Here is a 17,039-nt window from a genome sequence, read left to right on the forward strand (position 1 = left end):
GGCGAGGGAGTGGCGGGGAATGGCGGGTGAGCGGCGGGAGCCTGCCTGACCAGCGCCGGATGAGGTCTGGGCGGGGTCGGGTGAGAGCCGGGTGGGGGCCGGGGACGGTGATGGCGGGACGTGGTCAGTGGCCGCCGCTCGGCCGGTCGCAGCCGGTGTGGTCGGGGTAGCCGCCGAAGGCGTCGGTCCTCGTGGCCTCGCGGTTCATGGCGCCCTCCAGGCACATCCCGGAGTCGTCGATGAGGAAGCCGACGGCGGTCGGCCCGGAGGGGTACACCCGCAGTCCCGCGTCGTCGTAGCCGAGGCGGGTCAGCGCGGCCCGGGTGTGCGCCGGGTCGAAGTCGCCGCTCGTGCGCAGCGGTTCGAGGGCCTCCTCGATCCGGGCCGCCGCCGCGAGACCGGCACAGCGGGCCTGGCCGCGCAGGGGGAGGGGGTTCATGAAGCCGTGGTTCTCGGCGTAGTGGTCGCCGGGCGGGTGCATCGCCGGGTCCTCGACCGTGGCGGTCGGTGTCGGGGTCGGGGTCTCGCCGGGGCAGGTGACGTCCGCAGGGGCGCCGGACGCCGACGGCCGTGCGGAAACCGCCCCGCCGGGCGCTCGCGCGCCGGTGTCGTCGTCCGCCCGTTCCGCGCCGCACCCCGTCACCAGCAGGGCCAGCAGGGCCGGCGCCGCCACCGGCAGCAGGCCCCGTCGTACCGCGTTGATCATCGTCATCCTCCGATGGTCTCCCGGATGGTGCCGGCGGCACCATGAGCTGTCCTACTCAGATGCCCGCACGGCCTCGGCGGCCGGCGCCGCGGTCGGGAGCAGGGCCGACGGGTCACGGCGGACCGGGGCCAGCAGCAGCGGGGTGGCCAGCAGCAGCGCCCCCGACAGGGCGAGCGCGGCCCGCGGGCCCGTCAGACCGGCCAGCAGCCCCCACAGGGCCGTCAGCGCCGCGATCGCCGCCTTGCTGCTCACCGACCACGCCGCCAGCACGCGGGTGGTCCGGTCGGTCGGGGCCAGCTCCAGGCGGGCCGTCGCCAGCAGGGGGTTGTAGACGCCCATGCAGGTGATCAGCGCGAACTGCACGGCCATCACCAGCGCCAGGCCGCTCGCCCCCGGCCGCACCAGGACCAGCCCCAGCGACCAGCACGCCCGCAGGGTCCCCGCCGCCAGCAGCACCCGGCGCCGCCCGTACCGCTCGGGCAGCCGCCGGGCCAGCCGGGAGCCGAGCAGCCCGCCGGCGCACGGGAGGGCGAACGCGAGACCGTACTGCCAGGGCGAGAAGCCGAGCGGCCCGAGCATCAGCAGGGCCAGCGGTGGTGAGGCGGCCATGATCAGCCCGTTGACCAGTACACCGTTCAGGAACAGGGGCCGCAGCACCGGGTGGCTCAGCAGACACCGCCAACCCTCCAGCAGCTCTCCGCCGCCGATACGCTCCCGACGACCGGCCGCACGGTCCCCACGGTGGCCCTCGTGCCCGCTGCCCGCACCGACCTCGTACCCGCTGCCCGCGCGGCCCGCCTGCCCCTCGCCCTCACGCCCCCCGTGACCACCAGCCGTAGCCGCCTCTCCTCCCGCCCCGCGCACCATCGCTCGTTCCGCCCCGCCCCCGACCGCTCGTGCCGCCCCGCCCGCGACCGCCCGTTCCGCCCCGCCTCCGATCGCCCGCAGCCCCAGGGCGGACAGCAGATAGCTCACCGCGTTCGCCGTCACCGTCGTCACCGGGCCGAGCACGCCCATCGCGAAGCCGCCCAGCGGCGGGCCCAGCATGGTCGACGTCCAGGCGGTCGCCTCGAAGCGGGCGCCGGCGGCGAGCAGGTCCTCGCGGGGCAGCAGCGCCTTCAGGAACGCCCCGCTCGCCGCGCTGAAGGTGATGTCGGCGGACGCCACGACCACCGTCACCAGCAGCAGCTGGCCGAGCCCCAGCACACCGAGCGCGTAGGCCGCCGGGACGCTCAGCAGCGCCGCGCACCGCACCAGGTCCGCCGCGATCATCACCGGCCGCTTGCGGCGGAACTCCACCCACGGCGCGAGCGGCACCGCCGCCAGCGCCCCCACCGCGGGCCCGACGGCCGCCAGCGCGGCCAGCTGGGCCGGACCCACGTCCAGCACCAGTACCGCGATCAGCGGGAACGAGTCGAACGCCAGCCACGTCCCCACCGCGCTGACCGAGTACGCGCCCCACAGCCACCCGAAGTCACGCCCCAGCCCCCGCCGCCCGCCACGGCCTCCGCCACGTGCCGCCCGCCCCGTCACATCCAGCCACCTTCCCTCACGGACCGGGCGATCGTAGTGGCTGCCGCACGGGACCCCTCGCGCGTAGGCGAGAATGGGCCACATGAGTCTGTTCCGCGACGACGGCATCGTGCTGCGCACCCAGAAGCTGGGTGAGGCGGACCGGATCATCACGCTGCTCACCCGCGGCCACGGCCGGGTGCGCGCCGTGGCGCGGGGCGTGCGGCGCACCAAGTCCAAGTTCGGCGCCCGGCTGGAGCCCTTCTCCCACGTCGACGTGCAGTTCTTCGCGCGCGGCGGCGAGCTGGTGGGGCGCGGGCTGCCGCTGTGCACGCAGAGCGAGACGATCGCGCCGTACGGCGGAGGGATCGTGGCCGACTACGCCCGGTACACCGCCGGCACGGCCATGCTGGAGACCGCGGAGCGGTTCACCGACCACGAGGGCGAGCCCGCCGTCCAGCAGTACCTGCTGCTCGTCGGCGCGTTGCGCACCCTGGCCCGCGGCGAGCACGCCCCGCACCTCGTCCTGGACGCCTTCCTGCTGCGGTCGCTCGCCGTCAACGGGTACGCGCCCAGTTTCGACGACTGCGCGAAGTGCGGAATGCCCGGCCCGAACCGGTTCTTCTCCGTGGCCTCCGGCGGCTCGGTCTGCGCCGACTGCCGGGTGCCCGGGAGTGTCGTACCGTCGCCGCAGACCCTGGTCCTCCTGGGGGCGCTGCTCACGGGAGACTGGGAGACCGCGGACGCGTGCGAGCCGCGGTACGTGCGGGAGGGGAGCGGCCTGGTCTCCGCCTATCTGCACTGGCACCTGGAACGCGGACTGCGCTCGCTGCGGTACGTGGAGAAGTAGGTGCCGAGACCTGAGCCAGGATCTGGGCCGAAGCCGTAGGGCAAGACCGGAAGAGGAGACGAGAGCACCATGGTCGTACGCGGGTTTCTGGGGCGGCAGCGCCGGGAGTACAAGGCGCCGGAGCCGCACCCGTCGGGTGCCCGCGCGCCGAAGCTCCCCGGTGAGCTGGTCCCCAAGCACGTGGCCATCGTCATGGACGGGAACGGCCGCTGGGCCAAGGAGCGCGGGCTGCCGCGCACCGAGGGGCACAAGGTGGGTGCCGAGCGGGTCCTCGACGTCCTGCAGGGCGCGGTCGAGATCGGCGTCGGCGCCATCTCCCTCTACGCCTTCTCCACCGAGAACTGGAAGCGTTCGCCCGAAGAGGTGCGCTTCCTGATGAACTTCAACCGCGACTTCATCCGCAAGACCCGTGACCAGCTCGACGAACTCGGCATCCGGGTGCGCTGGGTGGGGCGGATGCCCAAGCTGTGGAAGTCCGTCGCCAAGGAGCTCCAGGTCGCCCAGGAGCAGACCAAGGACAACGACCGGCTCACCCTCTACTTCTGCATGAACTACGGCGGCCGTGCCGAGATCGCCGACGCGGCGAAGGCGCTCGCCGAGGACGTGAAGGCGGGCCGGCTCGACCCGGCGAAGGTCACCGAGAAGACCCTGCAGAAGTACATGTACTACCCGGACATGCCGGACGTCGACCTGTTCCTGCGGCCCAGCGGCGAGCAGCGCACCTCCAACTACCTGCTCTGGCAGAGCGCCTACGCCGAGATGGTGTTCCAGGACGTGCTGTGGCCGGACTTCGACCGCCGTGACCTGTGGCGGGCCTGCGTCGAGTTCGCCTCCCGCGACCGCCGCTTCGGCGGTGCCGTCCCCAACGAGGAACTGCTCGCCATGGAGGGGAAGCAGCCCTGAGCGAGCCGGTGGTGCGGGAACGCGATCCCGCGGACGCCGCAGCGGTGTCGTCTCCCGGGTTCCGCGGCTGCCTGGCGGTCGTGTCGCTGCTGTTCGCCGTGTGCCTGGCGCTGTTCAGCCACGCCGGCACCATCGAGATGGAGACCTTCCCCGGGCTGCGCGAGAACAGGGCGCCGGTCGTCGTCTGGATGCTGGTGCTCGCGGCGCCGGCCGGCGTGGCGGGGCTGGCGTGCGCGGGGTGGCGCAGTACGGCCGGACGGATCGGCATGGTGCTGCTCGTGGTGATCGTCGCCCTGCGGATGTGGACCCTCGCGCCGATGCTGCACTGCTGGTCGTACGACAGTGTCGGCCGCGAGGACGACGGCTCGTACTCCTGCTACAACCGGGACATGACCGCGGGCTGACCTCGCTCGACGACAGCGCGCCCCCCGACGACGGCACAGGGCGCCGCCCGGCGACGACACAGCGCGCCCCTCACCCGAGCGAGACGGGCGAGGGGCGCGCGACTTCCAGGCGGCTCTGCCGCCGGGGTCAGCAGCCGATCAGGCGCGAGGCCAGGTAGCCCTCGATCTGGTCCAGGGAGACCCGCTCCTGCTTCATGGTGTCGCGCTCGCGGACCGTCACCGCGTTGTCGTCCAGGGTGTCGAAGTCGACCGTCACGCAGTACGGCGTGCCGATCTCGTCCTGGCGGCGGTAGCGGCGGCCGATGGCGCCGGCGTCGTCGAACTCGATGTTCCAGTGCTGGCGCAGCGCCTGGGCGAGGCCCTTGGCCTTCGGGGAAAGCTCCGGGTTCCTCGACAGGGGGAGCACGGCGACCTTCACCGGGGCCAGGCGGTGGTCGAGGCGCAGCACCGTGCGCTTCTCCATCTTGCCCTTGGCGTTGGGCGCCTCGTCCTCGATGTAGGCGTCGAGCAGGAAGGCGAGCATGGCGCGGCCGACACCGGCCGCGGGCTCGATGACGTACGGTGTCCAGCGCTCCCCGGCCTCCTGGTCGAAGTAGGAGAGGTCCTGGCCGGAGGCCTTGGAGTGCGCGCCGAGGTCGTAGTCGGTGCGGTTGGCGACGCCCTCCAGCTCGCCCCACTCGCTGCCGCCGAACTGGAAGCGGTACTCGATGTCGGCGGTGCGCTTGGAGTAGTGGGAGAGCTTCTCCTTCGGGTGCTCGTACCACCGCATGTTCTCAGTGCGCAGGCCCAGGCCGGTGTACCAGTTCCAGCGCTGCTCCATCCAGTACTCCTGCCACTTCTCGTCCTCGCCCGGCTTGACGAAGAACTCCATCTCCATCTGCTCGAACTCGCGGGTGCGGAAGATGAAGTTGCCCGGCGTGATCTCGTTGCGGAACGACTTGCCCATCTGGGCGATGCCGAACGGCGGCTTGCGACGCGAAGTGGTCTGCACCTGGGCGAAGTTGGTGAAGATGCCCTGGGCGGTCTCGGGACGCAGGTAGGCGATGGAGCCGGTGTCCTGGGTCGGGCCGAGGTGCGTCGACAGCAGGCCGGAGAACTGCTTGGGCTCGGTGAACTGGCCCTTGTTGCCGCAGTTGGGGCAGTTGACGTCGGCGAGGCCGTTCTCCGGGGCGCGGCCCTTCTTCTCCTCGTACGCCTCCTCCAGGTGGTCCGCGCGGAACCGCTTGTGGCAGGAGGTGCACTCGGTCAGCGGGTCGGTGAAGGTGGCGACGTGACCGGAGGCGACCCACACCTCGGAGGCCAGGATGACGGACGAGTCGATACCGACCACGTCCTCGCGCGACGTCACCATGTAACGCCACCACTGGCGCTTGATGTTCTCCTTGAGCTCGACACCCAGCGGCCCGTAGTCCCAGGCGGCGCGCTGGCCGCCGTAGATCTCACTGCAGGGGAAAACGAAGCCACGGCGCTTGCTCAGGCTGACGATGGTGTCGATCTTGTCGGCGGCCACGGTGCTCTCTTCATTACGACGACGGGCGACGAAGCGAGATGCGCTTCACAGCGAATGCTTCAGGGTACCGGCGGGGGCTCCCCCTCAACCAAATCGGTCCCCGGATACCGCATTGTTGACAACGGTTTCCATCTTTGTTGAAAATGACTGTCATGAACGCACGACGACACCTCATACCCGTGGCGGCGACCCTGGCCACCGTCCTCGGCGCCACGACCCTCACCGCCTGCTCCACCGAGAGCGCCGCCGCGGGCGACACGGGCAAGTTCGACGTCGTCGCGTCGTTCTACCCCATGGCCTTCCTCGCCGAGCGGATCGGCGGCGACCACGTGCATGTCACCAGCCTCACCGAGCCCGGCACCGAACCGCACGACCTGGACGTCAGCGCCCGGCAGCGGGCCCAGCTGGAGGAGGCCGACGCGGCCCTCTACCTCGCGGGCCTCCAGCCGGCCGTCGACGACGCGGTGCGGCAGGCCGGCACCCCCACGAAGATCGACGCGGCGAAGCTCACCACTCTCGAGGACCTCGGCACCGGGGACGGGCACGACCACGGCGGCGGGGAGTCCGAGGGCGGCGACGAGCACGCCCGCGACCCGCACCTCTGGCTCGACCCGGTGAAGTACGCCGAGGTCGCCGAAGGCGTCGGCAAGGCCTTCGAGAAGGCCGACCCCGACCACGCCGCCGACTACCGGAAGAACACCGAGACCCTGGTCAAGCAGCTCGGCGACCTCGACACCCGGTTCGCCGACGGCCTGCGGAACACCAGGACCAAGGTCTTCTTCACCAGCCACGCCGCCTTCGGCTACCTCGCCGAACGCTACGGTCTGACCCAGGAGGCCATCTCCGGCCTCGACCCGGAGAGCGAGCCCAGCCCCGCCCGGATCCGCGAACTGCAGGGCGAGGCCAGGGCAGACGGCGTCACCACCGTCTTCTACGAGACACTGGTGTCCGGCAAGACCGCCAAGACCCTCGCCAAGGACGCGGGCCTGAAGACCGACGTCCTCGACCCGGTCGAGGGCATCACCGAGAAGTCCCGGGGCCAGGACTACTTCGCGGTCATGGACGCCAACCTCACGGCCCTGAAATCGGCCCTGGGAGCCAAGTGACCACTTCAATGGAGGGCGGCATGACCGAGCCCGTCATATCCCTGCGCGGCGTCCGCGCGGAACTGGGCGCGCGCCCCGTCCTGCGCGGCATCGACCTCACCGTGCACCGCGGAGAGGTCGTCGCGCTGCTCGGCGCCAACGGCTCCGGCAAGTCGACGGCCGTGCGCAGCGTCATCGGCCAGGTCCCGGTCACCGCCGGGCGGATCGAGTTGTTCGGCACCGAGCGGCACCGCTTCCGCGACTGGGCACGCGTCGGCTACGTCCCGCAGCGCACCACCGCCGCGGGCGGGGTCCCCGCCTCGGTCGCCGAGATCGTCTCCTCGGGCCGGCTCTCCCGCACCCGCTTCGGCCTCTTCCGCAGGACCGACCAGGAGGCCGTACGCCGCGCCCTGGACCTGGTCGGCATGGCCGACCGGGCCAAGGACTCCGTCAACGCCCTCTCCGGCGGCCAGCACCAGCGCGTGCTCATCGCCCGCGCCCTCGCCGCCGCACCCGAACTGCTGATCATGGACGAGCCTATGGCCGGCGTCGACCTGGCCAGTCAGGAGGTCCTCGCCCGCACGCTGCGCGAACAGGTCTCCCGGGGCGCGACCGTCCTGCTGGTGCTGCACGAACTCGGCCCGCTGGAGCCCCTGATCGACCGCGCGGTCGTCCTGCGCGACGGCTGTGTGACCCACGACGGACCGCCCCCGCAGGCCGTCGGCCAGCACGCCCTGCCCGGCCACGACCACGTCCACCCGCACGCGCCGGCGGGCACCGAACCGATCCGCACGGGACTGCTGAGCTGATGGAATTCCTCGACTACCCCTTCATGCAGCGGGCGCTGCTCGCCGCCGTGCTGGTCGGCGTCACCGCCCCCGCCATCGGCATCTACCTGGTCCAGCGCCGCCAGGCCCTGATGGGCGACGGAATCGGCCACGTCGCCATGACCGGCGTCGGCCTCGGCTTCCTGCTCTCCTGGTCACCGGTGTGGATGGCCACCCTGGTCTCCGTCTGCGGCGCGGTCCTCATGGAGCTGATCCGCTGGTACGGCAGGACCCGCGGCGACATCGCCCTCGCCATGCTCTTCTACGGCGGCATGGCGGGCGGCGTGATGTTCACCAACCTCGCGCCGGGCGGCTCCAACGCCAACCTGACGTCGTACCTGTTCGGATCCCTGTCCACGGTCTCCGAGTCGGACGTCACGGCGATCTGCCTGCTCGCCGGTTTCGTCGTGGTGGTCACCCTCTGCCTGCGCCGGCAGCTCTTCGCGGTCAGCCAGGACGAGGAGTTCGCCCGGGTCACCGGCCTGCCGGTGCGCGCCCTGAACCTGCTGGTCGCGGTCACGGCCGCCGTGACGGTCACCGTCGCGATGCGCGTGGTCGGACTGCTGCTGGTGTCGGCGCTGATGGTGGTCCCGGTGGCCGCCGCGCAGCAGCTCAGCCGCAGCTTCGCCGCCACCTTCGCCATCGCCGTCGCGATCGGCGTGAGCGTGACCCTCGGCGGCACCGTCACCTCCTACTACCAGGACGTCCCGCCCGGTGCGACGATCGTGCTGCTGACCATCGGAGCCTTCGTCGCGCTGACCGCGCTGGCCGCCCCGCTGGCCCGGCGCCGCGCCCGGGCACTCGCCGCCGAGCGGCCCGAACCGGACCCCATGGAGTGCGCGATTCCGGCCACGCGCGAGGCCGGGGACGGGATCGGCGTCTGACCGCGCCCGGTCCGGGCTGGCACAATGGCCCGGCAGGCGCTGACGCGCGAGCCATCAAGGAGGACAACCGGTGACCACCGCTGGACCGCCCGTGAAGGGCCGCGCCACCCGGCAGCGCGCCGCCGTGGCGGCGGCGCTCGACGAGGTCGAGGAGTTCCGCAGCGCGCAGGAACTCCACGACATGCTCAAGCACAAGGGCGACTCGGTCGGTCTGACCACGGTGTACCGCACCCTGCAGTCCCTCGCCGACGCCGGCGAGGTCGACGTCCTGCGCACCTCCGACGGCGAGTCCGTCTACCGCCGCTGTTCCACCGGCGAACACCACCACCACCTCGTCTGCCGCTCCTGCGGCAGGGCGGTCGAGGTCGAGGGCCCGGCCGTCGAGAAGTGGGCGGAGGCCATCGCCGCGGAGCACGGGTACGTCAACGTGGCGCACACCGTGGAGATCTTCGGTACGTGCGCGGAGTGCGCCGCCGCCGCGGGCTGAACGCGCGCCGACAGCAGAGCGGGCCGCCCCCCGGGAGGGAGCGGCCCGCTGCGTCGTCCGTGCCGGTGAGGCGGGCGACCGGAGCCTCAGGCGGATCAGATCGCCAGGCGGGTCAGGCCGCCAAGCGGATCACCGGGTGGATCACCAGACGGATCAGAACATCACGCGGTAGGTGTTCCAGCCGCCGGTGCCGATCTGCACGCGGGGCTTGTACGGGGCGGCGGCCGAGCCGGTGCCCTTGTACAGCCACAGCGCGCCGGCCGTGTCCCGCGCGACCAGGTCGGTGGTGCCGTCGAGGTCGATGTCACCGACGGAGATCAGGTAGTTGAACATGTTCCAGCCGGCGCCGATCTTCGTGCGCGGCTTGAACGGCGCCTTGTAGCTGCCGGTGCCCTGGTAGAGCCACAGCACGCCGTACTTGTCGCGGGCGACGATGTCGTCGTGGCCGTCGTTGGTCAGGTCGCCCTTGCCGGTGATCTGGGTGTAGGCGTTCCAGCCGGCGCCGATCTTGATGCGCGAGGTCACCCGGCCGTCGCCGTAGCCGAGGTACAGCCACAGCACACCGCTCTTGTCCCGGGCGAGCAGGTCGTCCGCGGCGGCGCCGCCGACGTCACCGGCGGAGAAGAGCTTGTCGTAGATGTCGTAGCCCCAGCCGACCTTGACGTGGGTGAGGTCCACGTCCCGGTAGCTGTACAGGTCGCCGTAGGTGACGTGCCAGAGGCCGTCCGCCCAGCCGTCGTTGTCGTGGTCGGCCTGGGTGAGGATGGGGGTGTCCTGCCAGCCCTTGCCGGCGTATTCCCGGGCCTCCAGTCCACCCGTGCCGTTGGGCACATAGGCGTACAGGTCACCGTTGTTGTCCACGCCGTAAAGGGCGTTGATCTGTGCGTCCTCGGCCGCGGTGCCTGCCGTCGAACCGGTGAACGTGCTCTTGTGCGATGCAGACGCCGAGGGCTTCAGGGGCTTGAAGGTGGGCCCGCTGTCGTCGGCGGCGAAGGCGCTGGTGCCGGTCGCCGCGAGAGCGGCGGTGAGCGCCGCAGCCGTGACGCGCGCCAGGGTCTGACGCACGCGCGTGCCGGAGCTTTTGGCCACGTGGGTCTCCAGAGTCATGAGGAACGGATCCGCGGCCGGGAGGCGACCGGCAAGATCCACTGATGCCCCATCATCCCTGCACGTGTCCTTTACATGTCAATTGGATTTATGTTCGGTATAGAAAGCGGTGCAGAAGCGGGACGAAGGTGCAACGGAGGTGCGTACAACCTTTTGGGCTGCCGGGTGTCGGTGGTAGGGCGGCAGGCGGTCGGACAAGTATTGAATGACAGATATTGAAATCTGTCATTCGTCGTGCGAGGCTGGGTGCCATGACGACGACGCACACTCCCCGCACCCTCGGCACCACCGGCCCCGACGTCTTCCCCCTCGGTCTCGGCTGCATGGGCATGTCCGGCATGTACGGTGCCGCGGACCGCGCCGAGTCGCTCGCCACGGTGCACGCCGCCCTGGAGGCGGGCGTGACCCTGCTGGACACCGGCGACTTCTACGGCATGGGCCACAACGAACTCCTGATCGCCGAGGCACTGCGCACCGCACCCCCGGCCCTCCGTGAGAACGCCCTGCTCAGCGTGAAGTTCGGGGCGTTGCGCGGCCCGGACGGCAGCTGGCTCGGCTTCGACGGCCGGCCCGCCTCGGTGAAGACCTTCGCCGCCTACTCGCTGCAGCGCCTCGGCGTCGACCACATCGACGTCTACCGGCCCTCCCGCCTCGACCCGCAGGTGCCGATCGAGGAGACGGTCGGCGCCGTCGCGGAACTGGTCGAACAGGGTTACGTACGGCACATCGGCCTGAGCGAGGTCGGAGCCGACACCATCCGCCGGGCCGCCGCCACCGCCCCGATCGCCGACCTGCAGATCGAGTACGCGCTCATCTCGCGCGGCATCGAGCGGGAGATCCTGCCGGCCGTCCGTGAACTGGGCATCGGCATCACTGCGTACGGCGTCCTCTCGCGCGGGCTGATCTCCGGGCACTACACGCCGGACCGGCGGTTCGCGGCCGACGACTGGCGCGCCCACACCCCCCGCTTCCAGGGCGACAACTACCGGCACAACCTCGGCCTGGTGGAGTCCCTGCGGAAGATCGCCGAGGAGAAGGGCGCGACGGTCGCGCAGATCGCCATCGCCTGGGTGCTCTCCCGGGGCCCGCGGTACGACACGGCCATCGTGCCGCTCGTCGGCGCGCGCACCCGTGAGCGCCTCGCCGAGTCGCTGGGTGCCCTGGACGTGACCCTGGACGCGGCGGACCTCGCCGCCATCGAGGGCGCCGTGCCGGCCGACGCCGCCGCGGGCACCCGCTATGCCGCGGCGCAGATGGCGATGCTCGACAGCGAACGCTGACATCCGGCCGGGTACCGTCTAGGTATGGCAGCGACCACCGAGACCCTGACCGCCGAGCGCATCCTCGAAGCGACCGAGGAGGTGCTGCGCCGCCACGGCCCGGCGAAGGCGACCGTGGTCGACGTGGCCCGCGCGCTCGGCGTCAGCCACGGCAGCGTCTACCGCCACTTCCGTACGAAGGCGGCGCTGCGCGAGGCGGTGTCCAAGCGCTGGCTGGACCGTACGACGGAGCGCCTGGCGGCGGTCGCCGCCGACGACGACGTGGACCCCGCGACCCGGCTGCGGAACTGGCTGGCGACGCTGTTCGAGGCCAAGCGGCACAAGGCGGGCGACGACCCGGAGCTGTTCGCCACCTACATGGTCCTCGTCGAGGAGAACGGCCTCGCGGTCGGCGACCACGTCGCCGACCTGACCGGCCAGCTCGCCGACATCATCCGGGCCGGCAACGCCGACGGCACCTTCGCCGCCCCGGACCCGGCCGTCTCGGCCCGCGCCCTCTTCCAGGCCACCGGCCGCTTCCACGACCCGTGCTACGCCCGCGAGTGGCAACTCCCCGGCGTCGAAGCGGAGTTCGACGCTCTCGTGGACCTGGTGATCCGGGGGCTGCGCGCCGCCCGGTAGGGCTGGAGGAGGCTCCGGGATCGCGGGCCCGCCCCGGCTCTCAGGCGTCCGGCCCCTGTTCCAGCCTGTCGTTCACGTCGTCCCAGCAGATCGCCTCCCAGCGCTGCGTCAGGTCCCCGACGAGCGCGAAGGCTTCGGCGCGGTCGCTGTCGGGCAACGTGATCAGACGGACGTGTCTGGCGCGGCGCGCCCGTGCTGCCGTGCCGGTGCGGTGGAGCCGTCCGGCTGACGCGCTCGTTGCCGGAACGGACAACCCTCCGCGCCGGTGGGCGGTACGGGATGCACGGAACCCCATGATGTCCCCGGCCCGGGAGGGGGCCAGCCACCACGGGCCGGCGCCCGCACCGGCGCTCTCGCCGGCCACCGCACGGCCGGGCTCCCCGGAGGCGGTTCCCGCCCAGGGCCGCAGCCCGAGGACGTCGAGCGGGGCGTTGCCGTGCACGCCGTACACCGGCGGGAGTGATCCGGCAGGCGGACAGCCCCTCTGTTCCCTGACCGGCTGCGGTCGTGACAACCGCAGCCGTTATCAAGCCAGTTGATGGCTGGAAATGATCCATTGTCACCGGTCGGGCGGTAGGGTCGTGGCAAAAACCGACCGTGCCGAGCCCGCGGATGAGCGGGCTTTTTCTGTGGTCGATCGACCTTGGGGGAGTAGAGCGTTGAATGCCAGGTTGCGGACCGTGCCGGGATGGCGCGGATTCGCGGCGATACTGACGGCCCTGGTGATGGTCCTGGGCGTCGACCTGCGGCCGGCGGCGGCCGAGGGCGAGACATGGGTCTACTACAGATCCGACGTACTGGAGGCGTGGGAGTACGGGGGCCCGGGCGTACGGGGGGCCGCCGCGGCGGCACTGACCGGCTCGGACGCGGACATCCAGGCCTTCATGAGCACCGACCTGCCGAAGCTGGAGGTGGACGACCTGCGGGTGCAGGTCGCCCAGCTCATGGCCATCGGCGGACCGGCTGTCCGGAAGGCCGCCGACACCGCCCTCGGCGGCGGCGAGGAGGAACTGCGGACGTTCCTCGACGACACCTTCGCCCCGGCCTACGAGGAGGACCTGCGCGTCCAGGCCGGCCAGCTCATGGCCTTCGGCGGTCCGGGCGTGAAGCGCGCGGGCAGCGCCGCGCTGGACGGCACGACGGACGACGTGATCACGTTCCTGCGCGACGGCCAGTACCGGGCCCGTGAGGACGACAACCGGGTCCGCGTCCTGCAGCTGATGTACTCCGGCGGCCCGAACGTGCGCAAGCTCGCCGAGCAGGCCATGAACGGCACGGCCGAGGACGTCCAGGAGTTCCTCGACGACGGCTGGCAGGTGGCGGCGGCCCGCGACCAGGAGCTGCTCACCGTCACCCAGCTGGCCGCACTCGCCGACGCCGCGCAGAAGCAGGCGCGTCAGCTGACCGAGACCGCCAAGGAGGAGGCCGCCAAGGCCCAGCAGGCCACCGAGGCCGCCAAGGCGGCGGCCCAGGTCGCGGCCCAGGAGGCCCTGGCGGCCAAGGACTCGGCCGGCAAGGCCGCGGCGGCCGCGTCCCGCGCCGCTGCCGCCGCCGACCGGGCGGCCCAGTCGGCCCGCACGGCGGTGGCGGCGGCCGCCGCGGCCAACGCCACCGCACGGGTGGCCGCGACCGCCGCCGCGCAGGCCGCCTATGCCGCCAGCCGCGCCGGTGGCGCCGCCTCCTCGGCCAGGTCCGCCGCCGCTGCCGCGGCCGGTGACGCCACCCGGGCCAAGCAGGCCCGCGAGGCCGCGCAGAAGGCCCGCGACGCCGCCGACGGGGCGGAGAAGGCGGCCGACGCCGCCGACCAGGCGGGCATCGCCGCCGACAACGCCGCGAAGGCGGCATCCGCCGCGGCCAGTGCCGGTGCCAACGCCGCCGCTGCCGCGGCCGCCGCCGCCGACGCGGGCCGCTGGGCCGGTGAGGCGGGCGCCAAGAGCGACGAGGCCGTCGCCGCTGCGGCCCGCGCCAAGCGGCTGGCCGGCCAGGCCACGCGCGCGGCCAACGCCGCGCAGGTGAACGCCAACCAGGCCGCCACGGCCGCCCGGCAGTCGCGCGACGCGGCCAACAGCGCCGCCGTGCACGCCAGGGCCGCGGCGGCCGCCGCCGACAAGGCGGCGGACGAGGCCGGCAAGGCCGTCGACGCCGCCGCCGCCTCCACCGAGGCGGCGAACGCGGCGAGCACGGCGGCGGACAAGGCGACGGCAGCGGCCGACCAGGCCGCGACCGTCGTCCAGTTGGCCCGCAAGGCCGACGCGGAGCGGCTCGCCCAGCAGCAGGACGAGGCGGTGCTCGCGGCCGAGGAGGCCGCCAGGGCCTACGACGCCCGCGTCGCCGCCGCCGAGTACGAGTTCGGCCGTCGCCAGCAACTCGACACCGAGACGCAGCAGTTGCTGCAGGAGGCCGAGGCCGCCACCGACCCCGCGGTCACGGCCGCCAAGGGCCGGCAGGCCGCCGTCAACCTGCTGGACACCGCCGGGACCTGGGTGAAGGACGCCGCGGAGATCGCCCTGTCGGGCACCGACGCGGACGTCGCCGAATTCGTGAGCACCACCCTTGCCGTGGCCATGGAGCAGGACGACCGGGCCGGCGTGGCGCACATCGCGCAGACCACCGCGATCCCCGCGCAGCGGCAGGCCGCCCTGGAGGTCCTGGACCAGCCGATCGCCCAGGTGCGCGAGTGGCTGCGTACCCGCGCCTACCCGGGCAAGGAGGACGACGACCGCGTCGCCGTGGCGAAGATCGCCGCCGAGGGCGGTCCGGGCGTACGGGCCGCCGCGAGCAAGGCACTCGACGGCACCGCCGACGACGTGGCCCACTTCCTGGAGGTCGGCCGCTACGAGGCGCAGCAGGACGACGACCGGGTCGCCGTCACCCAGGCCCTCGCCACCGGCGGCCCCGAGGTCCAGGCCGCCGCGCAGGCCGCACTGTCCGGCCCGCCGACCGCGCTGCGCCCCTTCCTGGAGGTCGGCCTGTACAAGGCGCGCCAGCGCGACGCGAACGCGGCCGCCCACATCGCCGAGGTCAGCGTCCTGCTCCAGGCTGCCTACACCTCGGCGTCGCTCGCCCAGAAGGACGCCGCCGAAGCGCAGAAAGTGGCCGCGAACGCGCGCAAGGACGCCGAGAACGCAGTCCTGTGGGCGGAAAGGGCCGACGCGTCGGCCAAGGAGGCGGACACCTACGCCCGGCAGGCCGACGCCTCGGCGGACCAGGCGGCCCAGGACGCGGCCCGCGCCGCCGACTCGGCGAAGACGGCCAGGAAGGCGGCCGCCTCGGCCCAGCAGGCGGCCCAGTCGGCGGCCCGCTCGGCGGCGAGCGCCCAGCACTCCGCCACGGTCGCCTCCGGCTACTCCGCGCAGGCCGGCACGTCGGCCTACCAGGCGCGGCTCTCAGCGCAGCAGGCGGGCAAGGACTCCGCCGCGGCGGCCAGGGCGTCGTCGGAGGCCCTGAAGATCGCCGCCGACAAGCTGGTCGAGGAACTCAAGGCGCAGATCCAGCAGGAGACCCCCGACCCCAGCAAGCCGCTGTCCGACAAGGAACTGCGCAGGGCCCTGGAGAAGCGGCTGGTCTCCTACCGGCACGACGCCCTGGCGAACGGTGACCTCAAGCCCGGCGAGACGCTGCTGGTCTGCGGGGCGGACGGCGCCGGCGGCATGGGGTGCATCACCACCACGTACCTCGACCGCCTGATCGCCTGGTACGTGGGTGCCGAGGAGATCGAGAAGTGCCTCACCAAGCCGGACGGGTCCTGCTTCGAGGGGCTGGCGCTGCACGCCCTGCGGCTGAAGGTGCTCCGCAAGACCCCGTGCAACAGCTTCGTGCCGGGCACGCGCGTCCTCATGGCGGACCGCACCACCCGGCCGATCGAAGAGGTGCGCGTCGGGGACCGGGTCCTCGCCACCGATCCGCTGTCCGGCCGTACGGCGGCCGAGCCGGTGGTGAACACCATCGTCGGGGAGGGCACGAAGAGCCTCGTCGGCGTCGGCGTCCACGGGTCGGGCGACCGGTCCGGCGGGACGGTGGTCGCCACCGCGGGGCATCCGTTCCGGGTTGGCGACGGCGCGGTCGACGCAGCCTGGGTCGACGCCGGTGACCTGCGGCCCGGCATGCGGCTGCGCACGGACACGGGCGAGCACACGGACGTCACGGGGACCGAGGCGTGGACCGCCGCCGAGCAGCGGGTCCACAACCTGACGGTCGACGAACTCCACACCTACTATGTGCTCGCCGGGAACACCCCGGTCCTGGTGCACAACGCCGGCAAGGGATTCTGCGGCGAGGACGCCAAGGCACTGGAGGACTGGGACAAGGCGACGTTCGGCAGCCTCGAGGAGACCGCCAAGTACCACCTCGACAAGCACGGCAAGGGCCGGACCCTCGCCGAGTACACCAAGGAGGCGAAGGACCTCTGGAACAAGACCAAGCCGGAGGACCGCGTCCCCTGGAAGCTCAACAACGGCGAGATGGGATGGAAGATCAGGGGTGGCCTGTTCGGCGGCGAAGGCATCTACACCAAGGACGGAAAGATCGTGACCTGGCATGACTGAGTCGGCCGAGTTCCGCGAGGCCTTCGTGGCGTTCCGGGCGATGCCCTACCCGGACTACCCGGCCCTGGAGGAGCTCCGCGACTGGAACTCCGTGCTCCTGGACCTGGACGGTCACATCGCCGGGTACGCCACCCAGGTGTACGACGGACGCCTGGAAGCCGCACGCGTGCCGGAGACCGACGCCCTGGTGCGCAAGCTGGGCTCCCTGCGCCGGGACCTGGAGGAGATCCGGCCCCGGCAGGACGAGGACGCCGCCCTTCTGGACGAGTACCGCCGCTACACGGCGGCACTGGACCGGCTGGTGCGGGCCTTGGCGTCA

The 17,039-nt window shown here is 72.4% G+C and carries 16 protein-coding genes; 11 read left to right on the top strand and 5 right to left on the bottom strand.

What is annotated here, in order from left to right:
* Positions 1–124: 124 nt before the first annotated feature.
* Together ACSLTV_RS21715 and ACSLTV_RS21720 are read right to left on the bottom strand one after the other, a co-directional pair.
* Positions 125–712: a hypothetical protein gene (locus ACSLTV_RS21715; protein ID WP_432137508.1), complete on the bottom strand. Its 588-nt coding sequence runs from the start codon at positions 710–712 to the stop codon at positions 125–127.
* A gap of 45 nt (positions 713–757) precedes the next feature.
* Positions 758–2,239, bottom strand: coding sequence for an MFS transporter (locus ACSLTV_RS21720; protein WP_435612681.1), 1,482 nt, complete (start codon positions 2,237–2,239; stop codon positions 758–760).
* Positions 2,240–2,321: 82 nt separating this feature from the next.
* Between ACSLTV_RS21720 and recO the strand changes: the two genes are divergently transcribed.
* From recO to ACSLTV_RS21735, 3 genes are all read left to right on the top strand, one after another.
* Positions 2,322–3,068: a DNA repair protein RecO gene (gene recO, locus ACSLTV_RS21725; protein ID WP_432137510.1), complete on the top strand. Its 747-nt coding sequence runs from the start codon at positions 2,322–2,324 to the stop codon at positions 3,066–3,068.
* Positions 3,069–3,137: 69 nt separating this feature from the next.
* Complete coding sequence (locus ACSLTV_RS21730; RefSeq protein ID WP_432137511.1) at positions 3,138–3,971, top strand: isoprenyl transferase; 834 nt, start codon at positions 3,138–3,140, stop codon at positions 3,969–3,971.
* Positions 3,972–4,015: 44 nt separating this feature from the next.
* On the top strand, positions 4,016–4,375 hold the full coding sequence (locus ACSLTV_RS21735; RefSeq protein WP_432137512.1) for a hypothetical protein: 360 nt from the start codon (positions 4,016–4,018) through the stop codon (positions 4,373–4,375).
* Positions 4,376–4,502: 127 nt separating this feature from the next.
* Here ACSLTV_RS21735 and ACSLTV_RS21740 read toward each other — a convergent pair whose 3' ends face one another.
* Complete coding sequence (locus ACSLTV_RS21740) at positions 4,503–5,885, bottom strand: glycine--tRNA ligase (protein ID WP_432137513.1); 1,383 nt, start codon at positions 5,883–5,885, stop codon at positions 4,503–4,505.
* A 152-nt stretch (positions 5,886–6,037) separates the two neighbouring features.
* Between ACSLTV_RS21740 and ACSLTV_RS21745 the strand changes: the two genes are divergently transcribed.
* The 4 genes from ACSLTV_RS21745 to ACSLTV_RS21760 all read left to right on the top strand — a co-directional run bounded on the left by ACSLTV_RS21745 (position 6,038) and on the right by ACSLTV_RS21760 (position 9,168).
* Complete coding sequence (locus ACSLTV_RS21745; protein ID WP_435612682.1) at positions 6,038–6,991, top strand: metal ABC transporter substrate-binding protein; 954 nt, start codon at positions 6,038–6,040, stop codon at positions 6,989–6,991.
* Between the two features lie 20 nt (positions 6,992–7,011).
* On the top strand, positions 7,012–7,779 hold the full coding sequence (locus ACSLTV_RS21750) for a metal ABC transporter ATP-binding protein (RefSeq protein ID WP_435612683.1): 768 nt from the start codon (positions 7,012–7,014) through the stop codon (positions 7,777–7,779).
* Positions 7,779–8,681, top strand: a complete 903-nt coding sequence (locus tag ACSLTV_RS21755) for a metal ABC transporter permease (RefSeq protein ID WP_435612684.1) — start codon at positions 7,779–7,781, stop codon at positions 8,679–8,681. Before ACSLTV_RS21750 ends, ACSLTV_RS21755 begins: the two co-directional genes overlap by 1 nt.
* A 70-nt stretch (positions 8,682–8,751) precedes the next feature.
* The gene (locus tag ACSLTV_RS21760) at positions 8,752–9,168 is read left to right on the top strand and encodes a Fur family transcriptional regulator (RefSeq protein WP_432137517.1); all 417 of its coding nucleotides are present in this window, start codon (positions 8,752–8,754) and stop codon (positions 9,166–9,168) included.
* A 153-nt stretch (positions 9,169–9,321) separates the two neighbouring features.
* Here the strand turns inward: ACSLTV_RS21760 and ACSLTV_RS21765 are convergent, their stop codons facing one another.
* A complete protein-coding gene (locus ACSLTV_RS21765) occupies positions 9,322–10,275 on the bottom strand; it encodes an FG-GAP repeat domain-containing protein (RefSeq protein ID WP_432157122.1) in 954 nt (317 codons plus the stop codon).
* Between the two features lie 251 nt (positions 10,276–10,526).
* Here ACSLTV_RS21765 and ACSLTV_RS21770 point away from each other — a divergent pair, with 251 nt between their 5' ends.
* Positions 10,527–11,555 (top strand): aldo/keto reductase, encoded by a 1,029-nt coding sequence (locus tag ACSLTV_RS21770; protein ID WP_435612685.1) that lies wholly within the window; start codon positions 10,527–10,529, stop codon positions 11,553–11,555.
* Between the two features lie 24 nt (positions 11,556–11,579).
* Positions 11,580–12,176, top strand: coding sequence for a TetR family transcriptional regulator (locus ACSLTV_RS21775; protein WP_432137520.1), 597 nt, complete (start codon positions 11,580–11,582; stop codon positions 12,174–12,176).
* A gap of 40 nt (positions 12,177–12,216) precedes the next feature.
* On the opposite strand, the gene ACSLTV_RS21780 is transcribed toward ACSLTV_RS21775, so the two are convergent.
* Positions 12,217–12,627, bottom strand: a complete 411-nt coding sequence (locus ACSLTV_RS21780; protein WP_435612686.1) for a hypothetical protein — start codon at positions 12,625–12,627, stop codon at positions 12,217–12,219.
* Between the two features lie 229 nt (positions 12,628–12,856).
* On the opposite strand from ACSLTV_RS21780, the gene ACSLTV_RS21785 reads away from it, so the two are divergent.
* Together ACSLTV_RS21785 and ACSLTV_RS21790 are read left to right on the top strand one after the other, a co-directional pair.
* Complete coding sequence (locus ACSLTV_RS21785) at positions 12,857–16,720, top strand: polymorphic toxin-type HINT domain-containing protein (RefSeq protein WP_435612687.1); 3,864 nt, start codon at positions 12,857–12,859, stop codon at positions 16,718–16,720.
* Positions 16,713–17,039 (top strand): hypothetical protein (locus tag ACSLTV_RS21790; protein WP_435612688.1); only part of this gene is annotated, 327 nt, incomplete at its 3' end. The genes ACSLTV_RS21785 and ACSLTV_RS21790, both read left to right, overlap by 8 nt.

Source organism: Streptomyces sp. bgisy159 (assembly GCF_965341775.1).
In the GTDB taxonomy this organism is placed as follows: Bacteria; Actinomycetota; Actinomycetes; order Streptomycetales; family Streptomycetaceae; genus Streptomyces.

Excerpts from the sequence above, each read along its gene's own strand:
- ACSLTV_RS21745 (WP_435612682.1), top strand. The coding sequence starts at position 6,038 with ATGAACGCACGACGACACCTCATACCCGTGGCGGCGACCCTGGCCACC.
- ACSLTV_RS21770 (WP_435612685.1), top strand. The coding sequence starts at position 10,527 with ATGACGACGACGCACACTCCCCGCACCCTCGGCACCACCGGCCCCGAC.
- ACSLTV_RS21755 (WP_435612684.1), top strand. The coding sequence starts at position 7,779 with ATGGAATTCCTCGACTACCCCTTCATGCAGCGGGCGCTGCTCGCCGCC.
- ACSLTV_RS21765 (WP_432157122.1), bottom strand. The coding sequence starts at position 10,275 with ATGACTCTGGAGACCCACGTGGCCAAAAGCTCCGGCACGCGCGTGCGT.
- recO (WP_432137510.1), top strand. The coding sequence starts at position 2,322 with ATGAGTCTGTTCCGCGACGACGGCATCGTGCTGCGCACCCAGAAGCTG.
- ACSLTV_RS21750 (WP_435612683.1), top strand. The coding sequence starts at position 7,012 with ATGACCGAGCCCGTCATATCCCTGCGCGGCGTCCGCGCGGAACTGGGC.
- ACSLTV_RS21775 (WP_432137520.1), top strand. The coding sequence starts at position 11,580 with ATGGCAGCGACCACCGAGACCCTGACCGCCGAGCGCATCCTCGAAGCG.
- ACSLTV_RS21715 (WP_432137508.1), bottom strand. The coding sequence starts at position 712 with ATGACGATGATCAACGCGGTACGACGGGGCCTGCTGCCGGTGGCGGCG.
- ACSLTV_RS21730 (WP_432137511.1), top strand. The coding sequence starts at position 3,138 with ATGGTCGTACGCGGGTTTCTGGGGCGGCAGCGCCGGGAGTACAAGGCG.